Raw genomic sequence first — 19,950 nt, forward strand, 5'->3', positions numbered from 1 at the left:
ACTGGCCCCCAAGGATGATGCAACCTTGAGGGCCAGTTTTTTTCAAACGTTATGAACCTGCGCCGCGATACCGCTTCACGCCGATATTCCAGACCGTGATGCCAAGTACGCTAAACGCGATGCCAACCACCGGGGTTAGCAGGGCGAACCATTTCCAATTCTCCGGATCAATAAAGTACGCGGCCGGATAGAAGCCAACGAACGCAAACGGTAAGATCCAGGTCAAAATACTGCGCAGCAATTTATTGTAAATCGTAGCCGGATAACGTCCGTAATTCTGTATGTTCCAAATCAACGGCAGGATACCCGTCGGCGCATCTGAGAAGAAGGCCAATGAGGTCAGCGCGATGTATACACCTGCATAAATGAGAATCGACCCCACCACCATGACGATGAAGATCAGCGGATCATGCCAATGGAACGGCAGGTCCAGTTGGATCCAGGAGTAGATCATAACGACCAACCCTGCCAATGCGCTGAACATAGAAGCTGGGTCAAGATTTTCCATCATCAACTGCCACAGATTGTAAGCAGGCCTTGTCAGGATACGATCCATTTCCCCTTTGACAATGTAACGCTCGCTAAAGCCCCACAGATTAAAAAAGGAAATAAATATGCCATAGGGGATCATAAAATAACCATAGATGAACAAAATTTGTTCTTGATTCCAGCCGCCCATCGATTGTGTTTGCAAAAAGACGACAAGAATGAAGAATAGATTCAGTCCATTGAATAACAAATCAGACAGCACTTCAATCCAAAAATCGGATCGGTAGGTGAGTCGTGTTTTCATGTAGTTTTTGAAATAGTCAAAAACGAGGGTGATATAGAACATGGGCTACCCTCCCTGTACGAAAAGACGTGTTTTGGATTTAACCCACAGCACATAAATCGGAATAATTAAGAGCAGGAACCATAGCACTTGTACGCCAAAATTTTGGAGTATCGCATGGCCCGTAATTTTCCCCGTAAATACGGCGCTGGGTAAGTAAGTGATCGCCTGGAATGGCAGCCACTCAAGAATGGACTTGGACCATCCCGGGAAAAAGGAAATCGGAATAATAAGCCCTGAAAAAAGGTCAACCGCCACGCGCTTCATACGCATAAGGCCTTCATTATTTTCAAGGAAAAAAGCGAACAAGCCCGTAATGATATTCAACTGCGTATTAATCAAAAAGCTGAAGAACAGCATCACTAAGTAAATCACCCACAAACTTGGATCTGATGGGAATTGAATCGGAAGCAGCAGCCAGATCAAGATCATGCCAGGTGTCGTGAAGAGCAGCAAGCGAAAAACGCCTTCACCTAAGCCCTGCATCATTTTAACAATAATGTAGTTGTAAGGCCGTATGAATTGAATCGCTACGCTGCCATCTCGAATCTCATTAGCAATTTCACGATCTAAGTTATTGAAGTAAAAAGCGCGGCCCATCCAGGAAATCGCCACATAGGTTGTCATTTGCCCCAATGTAAGCCCTCCGATGACAGCTAGGTCGCCATAAATCGCTTTGTACACAAAATAATAGGAACCAATGTTGAGCGCATAGATCAGGATCCCGCTATAATAATTCACCCGATAAGCGAGCATCATGAGGAACCGCATGCGTATAACTTCTATATAAGCCTTATGCATGGGTGGTGACTCCCTCTGGCTGATCAATCTCCAAACGTTTAACTTCGGCCGAGCCTGATTTATAAATTTCCCGGACGATATCGTCGGTGTTCGTTTCGTTAATCTTAATGTCTTGGATTTGCAGCACACCAACGACGCGGCTTAACACCTCCGACACGTTCGCCCTTTCGTAAGGGATGAATACTGTGGCGGATAAATCGTTCTCTAATTGCCATGCTACATCCAATCCGATGGTCAGCTCTTGAAGGCGTGCTAACGTTGTTGGGTGCTCGAATTGCAGCACAACCTCTTTGCCCTTGCCCCATCTGGCTTTCAACTCTTCCAGACCGCCATCATAAATAATTCTGCCGTCATCCAGCATAATAACACGGGAGCATAGCGCTTCGATGTCCTGCAAATCATGCGTTGTCAGCAAGATCGTCGTTTCATATCGCTGATTGAGCGACTTCAGAAATTCGCGAATTTCTGTTTTAACGACAATATCGAGACCAATGGTCGGCTCATCGAGAAATAAAATCTCAGGATTGTGAAGCAGCGAAGCCGCCAATTCACAACGCATCCGCTGGCCCAAGCTCAGTTTACGGACAGGTCGTGATAGTAGATCCGACAGCTGTAATCGGTCGACGAGTTCATCGAGGCGTTTTTTGTAATCGGCTTCGGAGACACGGTACACCTTTCTCAACAACTGGAAAGACTCTACGACCCCAATGTCCCACCAGAGTTGACTGCGCTGACCAAAAACAACACCGATCCCAGCTACGAACTTCTCACGCTCTTTGAAAGGCACATAACCATTCACTTTGATGTGACCGGAGGTCGGTACCAGAATGCCTGTCAGCATTTTGATCGTCGTTGACTTCCCGGCGCCATTTTCACCAATATATCCACAAATTTCGCCTTTAGGAATTTGAAAGCTAATGTCCTTTACAGCGGTAATTTGCTTATATTCTCTTTTAAATAAATCTTGCACGGCTCCTTTGAGGCCACCGCGGCTTTGCTGCACCTGAAACTCTTTGCGCAGCATTTGAACATCTATGGCTAACATGCGTCTTCCCCCCTGACTTTTGTCGTCTCGGTTACAGTTTGCGGCAACATTCGTCATAACTTGCTATCGAAGTTTCGTAGCATCTATAATATGGATCATAATGACGTTGCCCAACCGTATAACATGCTCATGATAACTCAATTCTGTAAGAAAAAAAAGTACAGATTAACAATTATACCTTGGAGAGGAGCTTACCTAGTATGAAAATATTCAAACGGACCATGCTCCTAATAGTAATGCTGCTTCTGGTGGTCGCTGGCTATTATTCCTACGCCTTCTATAGTTTCGCTAATAACATCTCTCATAAATCCGACAATAATGATGGAAAAGGAAGTGGAAGCACAACCTTAATTCCGAACACCGTGAAGGAAAATGGCGATAAATACACACCACCGAAATGGGAAAGCAAGCAGCGGGTTAATATTTTACTCTTGGGCGGCGATTCTCGCGGCATGGTGAAGAATGAGCTACCAAGGTCAGATAGTATAATGCTCGCCTCCATTGATCCCGTCACGAAGAAGGCTCACCTGTTCTCGATTTTGCGAGATACCTACGTGAAAATTCCCGGCGAAGGCGAAGATCGCATTAACACGGCGATTACAACCGGCGGTCCGAATTTGGCCATGAAAACCGTCAGCGATCTGCTTGGCATTCCAGTTCAATATTACGTATACACCGACTTCAAAGGCTTCATCGCACTCATTGACGCTGTTGGCGGAATCGATATTGATGTTGAGAAGGATATGAAATATTCCGACTCCGAAGATGATCATGTGTATGACATTAATTTGAAAAAGGGACTACAGCACTTGGACGGCAAAACCGCCCTCCAATACGTTCGCTTCCGACACGATGCCTTGTCCGACTTCTCCCGAACCGAGCGCCAACGGAAGTTCCTAACGGCTGTCGCGGCTAAAATGCAATCAACTTCATCGCTAATCAAGCTGCCGCGTATCCTCAATGCAATCGATCCGTATATCGATACGAATCTTAGCGTAACGGACATGCTCAAGCTAGGAAGTCTCGGCTATGAAGCCAAAGCGGACGGCATCGTCTCATCGCAGCTACCGCCATCTGAACTGCTCGTCGAGAAAACAATTCGCGGCGCATCCGTAATCACAGCAGATAAATTGAAGCTTCAGCAATATATCAAAGACCTGTTCGCCGGCAAGGCGGATGCCGATACAGGCCCAACGAAGCCATCACCTTCGCCTACACCGAAGGTGACAGGAAAAACAGTCACGAAGTAAGAAATGAGGATAATAAGAGTGGGTATCCACTCTTATTTTTTGTATGGCATGATAGGTGATGTTGAGGAACGTCGGTGCGCTATTTGCATCAAAATCAGACCATTCCCTGAAGTTACGGAACGTCGGTGCGCTATTTCAATGTTCTGCCCTGAAAAATGCACATTTGCTGCGAAATAGCGTCCTCTCGTTCCCCAACTGCTACATAATCGCAGTAATCAGTACAAATAGAGGATTCTAGTTCCCTTTATATGAGACTAACCAATTCGAACTAGCCCGGGGAGCAGGATATATCATCTCTAAATAATCCACTGTGACAAAAATGAGATTTTGTCATTTGTAAATTGAATTGCTCATTGGTGGGGACGCAGGGGTAGAGTGCTGGCTCGTTGGCGGGGATGCTGGGATGGCGCTATCTCGTTGGTGGGGTACATGTATTCCACTTCAAATATCAGGTGTGACAAAAGTGGAATTCTGTCATTTGAAAACTGTCATTGCTGCATGGTAGGGACGAGGAGTATGTTGCTCTGATGCTGACTCGTTGCTGGGGCGCTGGGATGGTGCTGGCTCGTTGGTGGGGTTCAGTGTATCGTGCTTCAAATAGCAGGTGTGACAAAAGTGGAATTCTGTCATTTGAAAACTGTCATTGCTCCATGGTAGGGACGCGGAGTATGTTGCTCTGGTGCTGACTCGTTGCGGGGGCGCTGGGATGGTGCTGGCTCGTTGGAAGGGTACATGTATTCTGCTTTAAATATCACGTGTGACAAAAGTGGAATTTTGTCATTTGAAAACTGTCACTGCCCATCTGCGGAAATGCGGAATAATGCATCATCCATACAATCCTCTCTGACTCTGACAAAAATGGAAATCTGTCATTCATAAACCGTCATTACACTTGTTCCCTTAAGATTATGCGAAAACTTAAAAATACATATAAAGGAATGATACCTTCATGGAACGTAAACAATCTGAGCTACTATATCAAGAAGCCCTGCAACACATCGTCGGCGGGGTCAACTCCCCTTCCCGCTCGTTCAAAGCCGTTGGCGGCGGCGCGCCCGTCTTCATGAAGCGTGCGCAAGGCGCACACTTCTGGGACGTAGACGGGAATCGCTTCATTGACTACCTCGCCGCCTATGGCCCGATCATTACCGGTCACGCGCATCCGCACGTGACTGAAGCGATTATTCGCGCCGCACAGAACGGCACGCTGTACGGGACCCCGACCGAACTCGAGATCGAGTTCGCCAAAATGCTGAAGTCGGCGATTCCCTCGCTCGACAAAGTGCGCTTCGTCAACTCCGGCACTGAGGCCGTGATGACGACGATCCGCGTGGCGCGCGCGTACACGAAGCGCACCAAGATCATTAAGTTTGCCGGGTGCTACCACGGCCACTCGGATCTCGTGCTTGTGGCGGCCGGCTCCGGGCCGTCCACGCTGGGCACGCCGGACAGCGCTGGCGTGCCGGCCAGCATCGCGCAAGAGGTCATCACCGTGCCGTTCAACGACATTCCGGCACTCGAAGCCGCACTTGCGCGTTGGGGCGAAGACATTGCCGCGGTGATGGTGGAGCCCATCGTCGGCAACTTCGGCATGGTCATGCCCCATGCCGGTTACCTCGAGCAGCTCTGCGCAGTTGCTCGCAAACACGGTGCCCTCGTCATCTACGACGAGGTGATCACGGCGTTCCGCTTCCATTACGGAGCGGCGCAGAACTACGAAGGTCTCCCTATTCTAGAGGGAGGCTCCACAGAAGCGGCGGCGCGCTTCGCCGCCGTGGAACCGGACCTGACGGCCCTCGGCAAAGTAATCGGCGGCGGGCTGCCGATCGGCGCCTACGGGGGCCGCAAGGAAGTGATGGAGCAGGTCGCGCCGCTCGGACCTGCGTATCAGGCCGGCACGATGGCGGGGAACCCCGCCTCCATCTCGGCCGGTATCGCCTGCTTGGAGGTGCTCCAGCAGCCGGGTGTGTACGCCAAGCTCGAACAGCTTGGCACATCACTTTCACAAGGCATCGCTGAATCAGCTGCCCGCCATGGCATCGCCTTGACGCTGAATCGCATCGGCGGCGCTTTCTCTACTCATTTTTGTAATCATCCGGTTACCAATTATGATGAAGCCCAAGATACCGATGGTGAACGCTTCGCAGATTTCTTCCGACTTATGCTGGAGCAAGGGATCAATCTTGCCCCTTCCAAATACGAGGCTTGGTTCATGACAATCGCCCATACGGAAGACGATATTGCCCAAACGCTCGAAGCTGCAGATCAGGCTTTTAAGGTAATGAAAACACGCTGATTGTCCCAAAAACGAACTATGATCCTATTAGGATTATAGTTCGTTCGTCTTTCTACCCTTACATAAGTTGTTAGAATTATGGTTTTATTCACCAATATACAAAAAAGGTAACGCTTACATTTGTGATTTACGTCTGCAAGTATTGTCGGATGAGGTTTTTCATGCTATTCTAAGATTACTTTTACCCTTTTAGCGAAACGGCTTGAATACACAGTATTTTCCTAGAAAGTTAGGGCATGATTTACAAATACTACACCTATTTTTGTGTGTGGTGCCTTACTTTACTACGAGTCGATTTATGCCGTATTTTAAGAGTTCAATCTCCTGTAAATTGGCATGATATTCAGTTATATTGCATTTTTATACACATTCATGCATATTTCGGATTTGAGCAAAATTTGCTTTTATCCTTAAAGTGCAAGAGCTGGCAGTCTCGATCATCAGTGCCAGAATGCAAGAAACGTAAGCAAGAGGAGTTTAATTATGTATGGGGGGTGACGGTCAGGCGACTGACCAGAGCAATGAATGAAATTATGCGTAATGAAGGCCGTTTTCAAGATCTACTAGGAACCGAACACGACAGCTGCGGTATTATTTGTATTATTGAAAAGAATGGTCATCCTTCCCGTGATAACATCCAAAAAACGATTGATGCCCTTGTTAAAATGGAACATCGTTCAGGATTTATCAATGGTGAGGGCGATGGTTGCGGTATTCTAACAGACATTCCTCGTGCTCTATGGGAAAAGAAACTAACAGACGCGGGTCTTGACAGCAAGCTTGCCTATGACAACCGTTTTTCTGTTGGACATATCTTTGTTCCACGCAAGCTGGACCTGTCTGCTGCCGAGATTCAAAACGGCATTCGTGAGCTTTTTGCCTCCCATGATGTATCCATTATTCTTGAGCAAGAAAACTTAGTTGACAGTGGTTCACTAGGTGCAAATGGTTTGCTCGACGAGCCTACGTTCTGGCAAATTGCTGCAATCAGCAACAAAACCGAAGGTCAAGTTGCCGATCACCTGTATGAGCTGCATGTTGCGATTGAAGATCGTTACAATGTACATGTTGCGACACTTAGCAACGTAACATCCGCTTATAAAGTACTAGGTGCAGCAAGCATTCTCCCTAAATATTTTAACGACTTGCGTGATCCTTTGTTTGCGTCCCAAGTAACGATCGGTCATAACCGTTATTCCACGAACACATTGTCCAGCTTCTTCCGCGTTCAACCATTCTCCCTTCTTGGACACAATGGTGAAATTAACACGGTAAAGAAACTTCGTCTTGAAGCTGACATGGTTGGCGTTCCGCTCGTTAGCGGCGGCTCTGACTCCCAAGACATGAACAGAACGATTGAAACGTTCATTCACCGTTTTGGTTTGTCTCTTTTCGAAGCAATGGAAATGGTATTCCCTCCTATTATTAATGAAATGAAACAGTTCCGTCCGGAACTTCAAGATCTATATGTGTACTATCGTCAAGTATGGGGTCACTTTGCACAAGGTCCAGCGGGTATCGTTTCCCGTTACGGTAACGAGTGTATTTTCAGCGTAGATGCACTAGGACTTCGTCCAGTATGGATGGTTGAAAGTGATACATCCCTATACTTCTCCTCGGAGCAAGGTGTTATTACAGTTGGCGAAATGGTTGCTGATCCGAAACCAATCGCGCCAGGCGAAAAAGTCGGTGTTGTTCTGACACCAGGCGAGCACATTCAAGTTATTCCTTATCATGAAGTTCAATCTTTGGTGTATGAGCGTGTAAGCAAGCGTGTAAATATTGGCGGTCTTCGCTCTTATTTGAACCCTGCCCAATCGAATACAGAAGCTGAACTTAATGAAAACAGTGATACAACTGATCAATTGTATAGCGCATTTGGTTGGGATCGTGACGGCATTTCACACATTGAATCCATGTCTGAAACTGGTGCTGAGCCGATTCGTTCCTTGGGTCATGATTCACCGCATGCAGCACTTGCATGGGAACGTCAAAACGTGCCTGATTTCATTAAAGAAAGTGTTGCCGTTGTAACAAACCCAGCTATTGACCGTGACCGTGAAATGGAGCATTTCTCCACGCGCGTGATCGCTGGTGCTCGTCTTCCGGTATTTGCACAGGTGGATAACAACCTGCGTCTTGAGCTTCTAACTCCGCTTGTTCTTGAAGGAACGAACGGTGTAGGCAGCGAAGAGCACTTGTCACAACCATCTTTGGAGCAATTGCTGGCACAATTCCGTGCACAAGGCGACAACAAAGTAGCTGTCCTTTCCACAACATTCGCAAGAGGAACTTCTCTGAAAGATGGTTTGGCTAAGCTTGCTGAAGATGCGATCTCCGCGGTACGTGGTGGTGCAGTACTTCTAGTGTTAGACGATTCAGAAGCTCACCAAAACGATCGTTTGTGGCTAGACCCGCACCTTGCTGTTTCCAAAATCGATATCGCACTTCGTGCGGAAAAGCTTGGTTTCGGCGACAACCTGCGCCGCCACGTTACGCTGATTCTTCGTTCAGCTGCAATCCGCAGTCTGCATGACATCGCTGTAGCTTGTGGTCTAGGTGCAGATGTAATTTCACCTTACTTGTTGTTCTCCACGGCTTCTGACAAAGAAGGCCAGGCAGCAGCAGCACGTAAAGTATACGCAGCACTTACAAAAGGGCTTGAAAAAGTCATTTCAACAATTGGTACACATGAGCTTCGCGGTTATACACGTTTCTTCTCCTCCATCGGCTTCCACCCGGAAGTGTCCGAGGTATTGGATATCGTGAACTACCTGGGTAGTGAAAAAGCAGGAACTGGCTTTGCACAGCTTGAAGCTGAAGCTGAAGCACGTTACGTTGATTTCACAAATCCAAAAGCGAAAGCAGCGAAAAACTTCCGTTTCTTCCAACGTATGTGGAAAGCGCTAGGCGATGCTGCATCAGGAGCTGCTCCTTACAGCGACTACCGCGACAAACTGCGTGAAGAAGAGAAGAAGAACCCGATTTCCATTCGTCACATTGCTGGCTTCAACGTTACCAAAGCTTTGAGCGATGGCCGTCAGCCGCTAGATCCGTCAAAAGTTGATATTTCCATTGGCGGTCACTCCTTGCCGATGTTGATTTCTTCGATGTCTTTCGGTTCACAAAACGAAACAGCTTTCCGTGCCTACGCTGAAGCCGGCGAACGCCTGAACATGGTAACCATGAACGGCGAGGGCGGAGAGATTAAAGATATGCTTGGCCGTTACAAAAGAACGCGCGGAGCGCAAGTCGCTTCCGGACGTTTCGGTGTTAACATTGAGCTTGCTAACGCAGTAGCTTTCCTAGAGATCAAAATCGGTCAAGGGGCAAAGCCAGGTGAAGGCGGTCACTTACCAGGTTCCAAAGTTACAGCTAAAATCGCTGAAGCTCGTAACGCTACGATCGGTTCAGATCTGATCTCGCCATCCAACAACCACGATATCTATTCCATCGAGGATTTGGCGCAAATCATTTCCGAGCTTAAAGAAGGTAGCGGACGTAAAGCTAAAATCATCGTTAAAATCCCAGTTGTTCCTGGTATCGGTACAATTGCAGTTGGTGTTGCGAAAGCTGGCGCTGACGTGATTACACTTTCCGGTTTCGATGGTGGTACAGGTGCGGCTCGTATTCACTCCTTGACACACGTTGGTCTTCCAACGGAAATCGGAACGAAACTCGCTCACGTTGCATTGATCGAAGCTGGTCTTCGTCACCGCGTTGAGCTATGGTCCGATGGCGGTCTGAAATCAGGCTCTGACGTTGTTAAAATGGTTATGCTCGGTGCAAACCGTGCAGGCTTTGGTAGTATCGCTATGCAATCCATTGGTTGTACAACATGTCGCGGTTGTCACCTAGACACTTGTCACGTTGGTATCGCAACACAAATCGATTCCATGGAAGAAGCCGAAGAAAAAGGTCTTCGCCGTTTCGTACCGCGTGTCTTTGACACGGCAGTAGATAGCCTGGTTCGCTTGTTCGGCGGTATTGGCGAAGAAGTTCGTGAAGTTGTTGCTTCCCTTGGTTACAGCAGCTTGCAAGAACTTGTGGGCCGTTCCGATCTTTTGGAGCAAATCAGCCACAATGAGCGTATTGACCTGTCCGACATTCTTCGCCCTGCTCCACTTCAGTTCATCTCTGAAGCAACTAGAGCGGCTGAAGAAGCGGCTGTATCGTCCGATATCCGTATCGCGGCTGGTGCAGAAGGTTTAGAATTCTTCCCGGATTCCGTCTCATTCGATGCACCTGTCGTTCGTAACTGGTCCAAAGTGGATGCAGAGTCCCGTATTCTTGGAACTCGTTATTCCAGCCATCGTGTAAGAGACCGTTTCAACGGCAGCTACGATGAGCTTCCAACTGTTGCTTTGAACCTTGTTGACGGTTCCGTTCCTGGTAACGGACTTGCCGCATTCAACGCACGCGGCGTGAACATTACGGTACATGGCGGAGCTGAAGACGGTCTTGGTAAAATGGCGTTCGGTGGTAAAGTTGCCATCGTGAAGTCACTTGGCCAAAACAACACGTTCATCAACGGTAGCGTTGGTAAATCGTTCGGTTACGGCGCGCAAAAAGGTTTGTTCTTGATCCAAGGCAGTGCAGATACACGTGCATGTATCCGTTTCTCCGGTGCAGACGTTGTCTTCGGTGGCGAAATCACGACTCCTTTGCAAGATGAGCTTGGCGGTCTAGCAGCTCGTGCGAACCTTAAAGGCTTCGCATTCGAGTACATGACAAACGGCCGTGCCGTTGTTATGGGCGATCCAGGTCCATGGATCTGCGCAGGTATGACAGGTGGGGTTATCTACCAACGTCTAGTGCCAGAAATGGGTCTTGATCAAGCAGCGATCGAGCGTCGTATCGCGAAAGGCGCGAAAGTTAAACTTGAGCCGATCGGCGTTCAAAGCAAAAAAGATCTTACTGAGTTGCTCACAGCTTACCACGCTGAGCTTGCGAACTCCGGTCAAACCGAAGCCGCAGCGAAAATCGAAGGTTTGCTGGGCAACCTTGAAGAGAACTTCATCCGGATTTCCCCGGTCAACATGCAAGCTGACCAATCCGTTGCTACAGAATAGCACTTACACAAACACCACAGGACCTTCATTGGTCTTGTGGTGTTTTTTTCGGGAACTGCATATCCGTTGCATAAAAACGGTGCATCTTTCGCATTTTATAAGTGCAACACTATCCGCATGCCATAGGAGGTTTTAAGCGATGAGCCACTCAAAGCGCCGCGAAGAAGCAGCATGGAAGGGTCGTAAACAAGCTCAACATCCACATGGTAAGGTGAAAGCACTGGCGGAATTCGCCAGCGAATATGACGCGGAAAACCAGAAGTAAGCTACTGAACTGCCCCTCTCCTCCCACACGTTCAAGAGGGACCAACACAAAGAACCCGTTCGACCTGTTTCTTAGGAATCAAGGTCTCGGGTTCTTTGTGTGTGTAGGTGGAATGTGGACTATCCCCATCACTCAGGACGGTCGGCACCTGCTTGGCCCTGAGCCATGGGGATAGTATAGATAGAACCATAATGACCCCGCAGTCTTTGAGAGAGTCCCTAGCAACCGTGCAGCTCGCGAATTCGCTTGATCGCGCGTATGTGATGGTTCGCGTGTCCGGACATCATTTTCAACAATTGCGCAACCGTCTCTTCCCGATTCGTCGTGCTTATCGTGCGCCCCAGCGCATCTGGCAGATGTGTGCACGAGCCGAGGATATGCCTTCTAACCGCTAGGAATAGTTGTACTTCGTTTTCAATTGGTCTATCTGAATAGGCCAATCCCCTCTGCCAATCATCTGGTTGAAAGGAATTGCCTTGATACATCCGCCCCGGCTCGGCCAAGGCAAATTTCACCTTGTGCATCGCGACCAATTCAAGGTCAATCAAATGCAAGACGTGCTCGCGAATGGACCACTTCTCAGGCACTTCCCTTAGGCTGAGTTGCGCCTCGGACAAGCCTTCGATCGCCATCGTCAGCTCGGCGGCTCCCGCTTCAAACATCTCCACTATTTCGCTGTCCGATGGAAACAGCTCTTCCCAATACACGAAAACGTACCCATCTATCGTGGGCACATGCAGTTCACGAATATGCCCCGGCACTTCCGTACTCGTCATCTCGACAGTACAGCCCCTCGCACGCAATCTAGACGCCATCTCCGCCACGGAGGTAACTCCAACGTACACGAGGCTGCCACGTTGCGGTACGTAATAGTTCGGCTGCAGCCATCGACTCAAGCCGGATGGCACCGGTTCATGCTGTGACGCCAGCACCGCCTCATCCTGCAAGCCGCCGATGCGCACTAGAGCCGCATTGCCCCCGTCAGCCAGTTCTAGCAGTTCCCATCCCAGCTGACTCCCGTAAAAATCCAACGAAGCCTCCAGGTTGTCCACCCTCAGCAAAAGCCTAGCCCTTCCCTGCTCCATCTCCCAGCCTCCCGTTCCGCACATAAAAATACGCTCCGTCCTAATTTCGACGGAGCGTACATGTAACCCTACTTCTTGGCCGCTTGGTAGGCCTCGATATATTGCGCAGCCTTCTTGGCAACAAGGCTGTAGTTTCCTGTTTTGACCGCTTCGCTGGTCAAATCGGAGCCGATGCCGACGGCAACTGCGCCGGCCTGGATCCATTCGCCGAGGTTGCTCAGCGAAACCCCGCCGGTTGGCATAATGTTCGCCTGTGGCAGCGGACCTTTAATGGCCTTAATCATTGCCGGGGAATATAGGTTGCCCGGGAACAGCTTTACAATGTCCACGCCAAGCTCAAGCGCGGTTTGGATGTCTGCGATCGTCATACACCCTGGCATGATCGGCACTCTATAACGGTTACACAACGTAACCGTGTTCGGGTTCAAGGACGGGCCGACTACGAACTCGGCCCCGCTAAGGATCGCGGCACGCGCCGTTTCTGGGTCAAGGGCTGTGCCCACCCCGATAATCGCGTACTTGGACGGATCCTTCGCTGTGCTCGAGTAGCGCTTCGCTAGCTCCTCGATGGCGCGCAGCGCGAAAGGCACGGTCATCGTAACTTCGATGACTTTAATACCGCCAGCAATGGCTTGATCCGCCATTTCGACGACTTCTTCTGGCGTTTCACCGCGTAGGACGGCAACAACACCCTCATTTGTAATTTGCTGAAGCAATTGCAGTTTTTTCACAGATAATCTTCCCTTCTATGTGTACGCATGTATGATTTAGGTTTCGTTTTGACTTACCAAGCAATTAACGCTCTATATGTTTAATGTTGTTAATTACCGCTTCCACTTGCTCCCATGTCGGAGCGCCTTCCCAGTCGCCTTCGGTTTGCACGATCATGGAGCCCACCAAATTCCCAATGCGAACGGCTTCAGGGTACTCATATGATTTCAGCACGCCCACCAAAAAGCCTGCACAAAACCCATCTCCCGCACCTACGGTATCAATGACTTGCTCCGCTTTGAAGTAAGGTACGGTTGTAATCGTATCTGCTGTTACGACATACGTCACATCTTCTCCACCTTTAACGATGGAAACAGCCGATAACTCACGCAGCTTGCTCACGATGACATCCCAGTCTTCTGTTTGGTAAAGCAGCTTCAGCTCATCCAAGCCTGGCAAGAAAATATCGGACAGCTTCGCCAGCTCAAGCAGAACGGGACGCGCCTCTTCGATACTCCATAGCTTCAAGCGTAAATTCGGATCAAAGCTAACCTTCACGCCGTGCTTACGAGCCAAACGAACAGCTTCGAAAGCTGCTTCTCTACACGATTCACTCAACGCTGGTGTGATACCGGTAATATGCAATATTTTAGCCCCAGCGATGTACGCTTCATCCAAATGTTTCGGACTCATCTGACTGGCTGCCGAATTTTTGCGATAGTAGTAAACGGACGTTTTGCCCATCAGGATTTCACGCATCATAAGGCCAGTCGGCGCCTCTGTCGTCAATTCCGCACGAGAAACATCGACACCCTCACCACGGATTTTTTTGAAAATCATACGACCTAACGGGTCCTTGCCTAATCGGCCGAACCAACCCACACTTCCGCCAAGACGCGAAATGCCGATCGCCACATTGCTCTCTGCACCGCCAAACAAGCTATGCAGCTCAGAAGAGTACTCCAAGCCCTTGCCGCCTGAAGGCATTAACAGTGCCATTGTTTCTCCGAACGTAATAATATCTGGTCCTGATCCTGTATTTACCGACATAGAAGCACTCCATCCATTCTGATCACGACAACGCGTGTCCCGTTAATTGAAACGTTTAAATAAATGAGATATCACCTATTATAGTGGATTCGGACGGATTTCACCAGACTTTTACGCAGTGTCGCCTCACTTCCAAATAAAAGAAAAAACCTCTCGCTAAGTCATTCCCTGGGAACGACCTCACAAGAGGTTGATTATTACTTCACTAGCCCAGTGGCCTCGGCCGCAGACAGCTCGCGCTGGAACTCTTCATGAATACGCCCATTCGATGCTAATACGCTTCGAACACCTAGATGATAAGGCCGACCTTCCGTATCCGTCACACGACCGCCTGATTCTTGAATAAGCAAGGCACCCGCAGCAATGTCCCACGCATTGAGACCAATTTCCCAAAAGCCGCTAAGACGTCCCGCAGCCACATAAGCCAAATGCAGCGCAGCAGATCCTGCCACGCGGATGTTGCGTACCTTCGGGGCCAACGCCTGAACCCCTTTCAAATTAACAACCAATGCACCATCGCGATCAGCAGGGAAACCTGTGGCGATTAAGCTGGTAAGCAATGTCTCTTCTTCGGAGACCTCTGTCTTTTTGCCGTGCATGTAAGCGCCTTTCCCTTTCTCAGCAACGAACAACTCGTCGCGTGATGGGTCGTATACGACACCTACGATGACTTCACCTTTATGCGCTAGTGCAATCGATACCGTAAAAAAAGGAAAACCATGAACGAAGTTCGTCGTGCCATCGATCGGATCCACGATCCAGAGGTACTCCTCGTCGCTCATTTCCTGCAGCGCTTTAGCCGACGCCTCCGGGCCTGGCTCAACCCCTTCTTCTCCAAGAATGGAGTGATCAGGGAAATGAGTCGTAATGAGATTGCGAATCAACTTCTCTGAACCTTTATCGACCTCTGTCACCAGGTCCTGAGCGGAGTACTTCGTCCCCACATGATTAATGTCTCCAACCTTGGTCTTGATCCATTGTCCTGCTTTGGCTGCCGTATTAATGGCTACAGCTGTAAAGCTTTTACTCCCCACAACAAAAGTTTCCGTCCCACCATGTACCATCTATATCAACTCTTTCTTTTCATTAATTTAGATATTACGTTAAGTATAGTAAATTATACGTTTCTAATACTAGTGCGTTTCATCCTAAATTATTCGTACATTTTCACATTGGCGTGGGAAAAAAGGCGAAAAAAAATCCGCTGCGGCGATAAGCCGTGCGGATTTTTCTATGATTAAATACCAACGATGTGGTAACCGCCATCTACATAAATAACTTCGCCCGTGATACCGCGGGACAAGTTGCTCATGAGGAACATTGCCGTGTCGCCAACTTCTGCTGTATCTGTTGTTTTACGAAGCGGTGCTTTCTCTTCAACTTGACGCAGGATGGAGTTAAAATCCTTGATCCCTTTGGCAGCCAAAGTACGGATTGGACCAGCCGAAATCCCGTTCACGCGGATGCCGTATTGACCAAGATCTGCCGCCAAGTAGCGAACGCTAGCTTCAAGCGCCGCTTTAGCTACGCCCATGACGTTGTAGTTCTTCATTGCGCGCTCTGCGCCAAGGTACGTCATCGTCATGATGCTTCCGCCTTCTGTCATCAGCGGGTAAATGCGTTTCGAGACTGCAACAAGGGAGTAAGCACTGATGTCATGCGCAAGCGCAAAACCATCGCGTGAAGTATCCACGAACAACCCGTCAAGCTCTTCGGTTTTAGCAAAAGCAATACTATGTACAAGACCGTGCACGACACCGAATTTTTCTTTGAGCGCTGATGCCAAAGTGTCGATTTCTGCATCTACAGTTACGTTACACGGCATCAAAGTTGAGCCTGGAATCGTGTCAGCTAGCTTACGTACGCGTTCTTCAACGCGCTCGTTTTCGAACGTGAACACTAGATTAGCGCCTTGTGCGGCTAAAGATTGTGCAATGGCCCAAGCGATACTGCGGTCATTGGCAACACCCATTACAAGTATATTTTTCCCGTTTAATAATTGACTCATGGTTCGTAGAAGCCCCTCTCACAATGGATTGTGCGTCATTCATTCCCATTCTCCAAAGTACCCCATTTTGTCCAACATTTCAAGAAAAATATGGGATTAGAGCAGAAGCGACGCTTCATCGCGAGCTGTGACTCCTTCTTGTTCTTTTAGATCCTCCATAAGCTTGAACAAGGCGCTGTCCTTCATCTTTGCTTCAATCATGATATCCAATTTCGGGGTGATGGGGGCTATTGCTTTGAGAAACGTAAATAAGGGCCCCACCTCCACATAGTCGGCATGACTTCTAGGCTCCGACTCATCCTTGGGACTGGAGACGTGAATTTTCGGCGGGAGCGCAGCTGACGCCTCATCCAGATGCAAGCGTGCGCGCGATAGCCACGTCTCCTGAATGCGCGGCCAGAGCTCCGCAGCGTCTTCGCCATTATTATTAACCGCGTGATGATGTACATCCAGCACCATGGGGGCACCGACTTTTTCGGCAATCTCCAGCGTTTCTAGCGCATTGAAGGTTTTGTCGTCATTTTCAAGCGTGATGCGTTGCTGAATGGGTGTGCGGAGCGCACTGAAATTCTGAACAAATCGCTTCGCCGCCTTCTCCTTATCCCCATATGAGCCGCCAACATGTATGTTGCACATGGCTTCCATGCCAAGACCCATTGCGTTAAGCATAGCGGAGTGCCGCTCCAAATCCTGAACAGACTTCTCCAACACATCCTTCCTAGGCGTGCTGAGCACGGTGAAATGATCGGGATGGAAGCTGACACGCATATGATTCTGCTTGGCATAGCTGCCAAGCGCTTCAAACTCAGCCGATAATGCTGGAATCGGGTCCCAATCACCCAGCATCTCATGACCAATGAGAGGGATAAAACGAGAAGAGAACCGGAACACCATGATGTCATGAGCGCGGTTATGTTTAAGTAGGCGGAGTGTGTTATGTAAATTCTCAGCGCCAATACGCTCTAATTTGCGAATGGCTGCCTCGCGATCGAGCAGCTTGCTGAAATTCGTAGCCGTCATCGTCTTGGACGGGGATGCATTCTTTACCATCGTGGACATGGCCACGTATCCGAGGCGAATGAGCATGTTCGGTTAACCTCCAGGTTTTTATCAGAATTAGATTACCCTGGCAAACAGAGGCACATACAGGCGTTATGCATAAAAGACCCTTCAACGTTCATGAACGTCACAAGGGTCTTTCGTACTTTTTGCATGAGATTATTGCTGTTGGTGGTGATCTTCGTATTTAATCTCAATGCGTGCAAGGATACCGGCTGGATTACCTTGGCTGCGGTTTGCATTGGATGGTGAGTTAAATCCAGCGATCACGATATTATTTTCACCTTCATTGAGGAATGGTTCGATATGAAACGTTCTTCCTGGATTATAAAAAGCTAACGTATCCTGGGGGTTGTCAATAACGACGGGTACTCCGTTAATGAGCACAATCGCATAGTTGTCAACGGACAGGAATAACGTCGCTTTCTTAACTCTCTTATGGTCTACCTTGAAGGTTTTGGCTACCACTGCTGCAGGTCCGTACGGATCATTCGCTCCCCAGACGTAATATTCGCCAGCTTGCGGTTGTGCCCATGCCGGAAATGGCGCGATTTCAATCGCGTTCACCCAGCTGCTGTCAGTACTAATAGTTAAGTGTTTTTCCATTTTAAATCACTTCCTTTCTATAAGAATAAGTTATTATATGAAGCTAGGAATCTATGCGTAAGGGACAAAAGAAACAGTATAAACACACTATTTGAAAAAGGAACTAGCCGTTAGGGAACGTCGTTCCCTTATTTGGGCCAAACTCAGCTAAATCAGCGGAAAACGGAACAAGAGGACGCTATTTGCTTGAAACCGACTGGTTTAGCCCTGATTTAGCCAGAATAGCGGAACTACGTTCGCTACTCCTGGGAAATCGTTGTTTTGGCGAAAATAGCGGAACGTCGTTCCGCTTCAGCCGATGCCAGCCTGCCGACAAAACAAAAAAAACACCGCCCAAAAGGACGGTGCCACATCAGTGCTTTTACAATGCTAAGCTTGCTCTCCAAAAAACATCTCAAACGCCAGCGCCGTCTGAATACGAGCCTCTTCCTCCGTCAACCGGCGGATCAGCTCCATCTCGACCTGTGTTACCTCTTCACCTTGGAAATTAATTTCCGCGATGGAAGCCACGATACGCACGATAGCGATCGCCTGGTTCTCAGGCGTGTACGCGATAACCTTCTGACCAGTCGGGAAAACGCGGAAGCCGCTCTTCACCATTTTGCCGCGGCCATACTCCAACAGCTCATAGAGCTCCTGCTCGGACTTAAACTTACAAACTGAATTGAATTCCGTTTGAAAACCCATGGCTTATCTACTCCGCATCGAAAGAATATTGGATATTTTGCTTAGCTGCATGACGCTCAAGCGCCAAACGAATAAGATCATCCAGCAGCTCTTTATATGGTTTACCTGACTCTTGCCACAGCAATGGATACATGCTGAACGGAGTGAAACCAGGCATCGTATTAATTTCATTGATGTAGACTTTCTGATCGATTTTGCCTAGGAAAAAGTCCACACGCGACAAGCCGCTGCCATCCACCGCCAAGAATGCGCGTAGCGCTAACGCTCTTACCTCATCTGAAACCTCTTGCGGAATCTCCGCAGGGATAATCATCGCTGATTTACCGTCCAGATATTTGGCTTTGTAATCGTAGAATTCGTTCGAAGAGACGATCTCACCTACAACAGAAGCGATAGGCTCATCATTCCCCAAAACAGCAACTTCGATTTCGCGGGCATCGATGTTCTCTTCAACAATGACTTTGCGATCATATTGAAAGGCAAAAGCAACCGCTGCAATCAGCTCTTCTTGATTTCTCGCTTTGGAAATCCCAACGCTTGAGCCTAAGTTAGCCGGCTTCACGAAGCACGGGTAACCAATCGCAGTTTCCAGCTCCATGAGGTGATACGCGCGATTCTTCTCCCACTCCGTACGGGTAAAATGACGGAAAATGCACTGCGGAAGCCCTTCCTGCGCAAAAACCTTTTTCATCATGACTTTATCCATGCCGACAGCAGAAGCCAACACGCCTGCGCCTACATAAGGGATATTTGCCATTTCCAGAAGACCTTGAATCGTCCCGTCTTCCCCAAAGGTTCCGTGTAAGAGCGGGAACACAACATCTAAGCCCAGATCCTGCGCTCCAGCGGAAGCGACCGAAGAAACAGCCACATCCCCTTTCGTTTGGATGCCGCCAAAAATCGGTGCCAATGCGTTGGAAGCAGGGGCGCTAGCATCATCCGTACTGAAGGTCAGCGCTTCTTTCGTTTGGGCAGGCCCTAGAAGCGGTGTACCGCTTCTCCACTCCCCTTTTTTGGATATGTAAAACGGTGTAATCTCATATTTAGTGAAGTCCACAGCCTTCATAACCGCCAATGCTGTTTGCAAAGACACGTCATGCTCGCCTGATTTCCCTCCATAAATTAACCCAATTCTTATTTTGCGGCTCATTACGTACCTCCGTCTAGTATTTGCAGTTTCTTT

16 protein-coding genes are annotated in these 19,950 nt (G+C 48.7%); 4 read left to right on the forward strand and 12 right to left on the reverse strand.

Going from position 1 to position 19,950, the window contains the following annotated elements:
• Positions 1 to 49 precede the first annotated feature (49 nt).
• Genes AC58UX_RS23760 through AC58UX_RS23770 form a run of 3 tightly spaced genes read right to left on the reverse strand, consistent with a single transcriptional unit; the run spans position 50 to position 2,678 of the window.
• A complete protein-coding gene (locus AC58UX_RS23760; RefSeq protein WP_497257318.1) occupies positions 50 to 835 on the reverse strand; it encodes an ABC transporter permease in 786 nt (261 codons plus the stop codon).
• A gap of 3 nt (positions 836 to 838) precedes the next feature.
• On the reverse strand, positions 839 to 1,633 hold the full coding sequence (locus tag AC58UX_RS23765; RefSeq protein WP_497257320.1) for an ABC transporter permease: 795 nt from the start codon (positions 1,631 to 1,633) through the stop codon (positions 839 to 841).
• A complete protein-coding gene (locus AC58UX_RS23770) occupies positions 1,626 to 2,678 on the reverse strand; it encodes an ABC transporter ATP-binding protein (RefSeq protein ID WP_497257322.1) in 1,053 nt (350 codons plus the stop codon). The genes AC58UX_RS23765 and AC58UX_RS23770 overlap by 8 nt, the downstream gene beginning before the upstream one ends.
• A 200-nt stretch (positions 2,679 to 2,878) precedes the next feature.
• Between AC58UX_RS23770 and AC58UX_RS23775 the strand changes: the two genes are divergently transcribed.
• The 4 genes from AC58UX_RS23775 (at position 2,879) to AC58UX_RS23790 (ending at position 11,561) form a co-directional block, all read left to right on the forward strand.
• Positions 2,879 to 3,928, forward strand: a complete 1,050-nt coding sequence (locus AC58UX_RS23775) for an LCP family protein (protein ID WP_497257324.1) — start codon at positions 2,879 to 2,881, stop codon at positions 3,926 to 3,928.
• A 949-nt stretch (positions 3,929 to 4,877) separates the two neighbouring features.
• The gene (locus AC58UX_RS23780) at positions 4,878 to 6,224 is read left to right on the forward strand and encodes a glutamate-1-semialdehyde 2,1-aminomutase (protein ID WP_497257326.1); all 1,347 of its coding nucleotides are present in this window, start codon (positions 4,878 to 4,880) and stop codon (positions 6,222 to 6,224) included.
• A gap of 521 nt (positions 6,225 to 6,745) precedes the next feature.
• Positions 6,746 to 11,296, forward strand: a complete 4,551-nt coding sequence (locus tag AC58UX_RS23785) for a glutamate synthase-related protein (protein ID WP_497257327.1) — start codon at positions 6,746 to 6,748, stop codon at positions 11,294 to 11,296.
• A gap of 139 nt (positions 11,297 to 11,435) precedes the next feature.
• Positions 11,436 to 11,561 carry a DUF6254 family protein gene (locus AC58UX_RS23790; protein ID WP_497257329.1) on the forward strand — a complete coding sequence of 42 codons (126 nt, stop codon included), beginning with the start codon at positions 11,436 to 11,438 and terminating at the stop codon, positions 11,559 to 11,561.
• A 218-nt stretch (positions 11,562 to 11,779) separates the two neighbouring features.
• Here the strand turns inward: AC58UX_RS23790 and AC58UX_RS23795 are convergent, their stop codons facing one another.
• From AC58UX_RS23795 to AC58UX_RS23835, 9 genes are all read right to left on the reverse strand, one after another.
• Entirely contained in the window at positions 11,780 to 12,646 is an 867-nt protein-coding gene (locus tag AC58UX_RS23795) for a DinB family protein (RefSeq protein WP_497257330.1), read from the reverse strand.
• 68 nt (positions 12,647 to 12,714) lie between these two features.
• Positions 12,715 to 13,377, reverse strand: coding sequence for a bifunctional 2-keto-4-hydroxyglutarate aldolase/2-keto-3-deoxy-6-phosphogluconate aldolase (locus AC58UX_RS23800; protein WP_497257331.1), 663 nt, complete (start codon positions 13,375 to 13,377; stop codon positions 12,715 to 12,717).
• Positions 13,378 to 13,441: 64 nt separating this feature from the next.
• Positions 13,442 to 14,407: a sugar kinase gene (locus AC58UX_RS23805; RefSeq protein WP_497257333.1), complete on the reverse strand. Its 966-nt coding sequence runs from the start codon at positions 14,405 to 14,407 to the stop codon at positions 13,442 to 13,444.
• Positions 14,408 to 14,604: 197 nt separating this feature from the next.
• Positions 14,605 to 15,471 (reverse strand): inositol monophosphatase family protein, encoded by an 867-nt coding sequence (locus tag AC58UX_RS23810; RefSeq protein WP_497257335.1) that lies wholly within the window; start codon positions 15,469 to 15,471, stop codon positions 14,605 to 14,607.
• 173 nt (positions 15,472 to 15,644) lie between these two features.
• Positions 15,645 to 16,415, reverse strand: a complete 771-nt coding sequence (gene fabI / locus AC58UX_RS23815) for an enoyl-ACP reductase FabI (RefSeq protein ID WP_497257337.1) — start codon at positions 16,413 to 16,415, stop codon at positions 15,645 to 15,647.
• 96 nt (positions 16,416 to 16,511) lie between these two features.
• Positions 16,512 to 17,501, reverse strand: coding sequence for a UV DNA damage repair endonuclease UvsE (uvsE, locus tag AC58UX_RS23820; protein WP_497257339.1), 990 nt, complete (start codon positions 17,499 to 17,501; stop codon positions 16,512 to 16,514).
• Positions 17,502 to 17,633: 132 nt separating this feature from the next.
• Entirely contained in the window at positions 17,634 to 18,080 is a 447-nt protein-coding gene (locus AC58UX_RS23825; protein ID WP_497257341.1) for a hypothetical protein, read from the reverse strand.
• A gap of 369 nt (positions 18,081 to 18,449) precedes the next feature.
• Positions 18,450 to 18,767 carry a hypothetical protein gene (locus AC58UX_RS23830; RefSeq protein WP_497257343.1) on the reverse strand — a complete coding sequence of 106 codons (318 nt, stop codon included), beginning with the start codon at positions 18,765 to 18,767 and terminating at the stop codon, positions 18,450 to 18,452.
• Positions 18,768 to 18,774: 7 nt separating this feature from the next.
• Positions 18,775 to 19,917, reverse strand: a complete 1,143-nt coding sequence (locus AC58UX_RS23835; RefSeq protein ID WP_497257345.1) for a D-alanine--D-alanine ligase — start codon at positions 19,915 to 19,917, stop codon at positions 18,775 to 18,777.
• Between the last annotated feature and the right edge of the window lie 33 nt (positions 19,918 to 19,950).

This window comes from Paenibacillus sp. J22P90, from assembly GCF_059692195.1.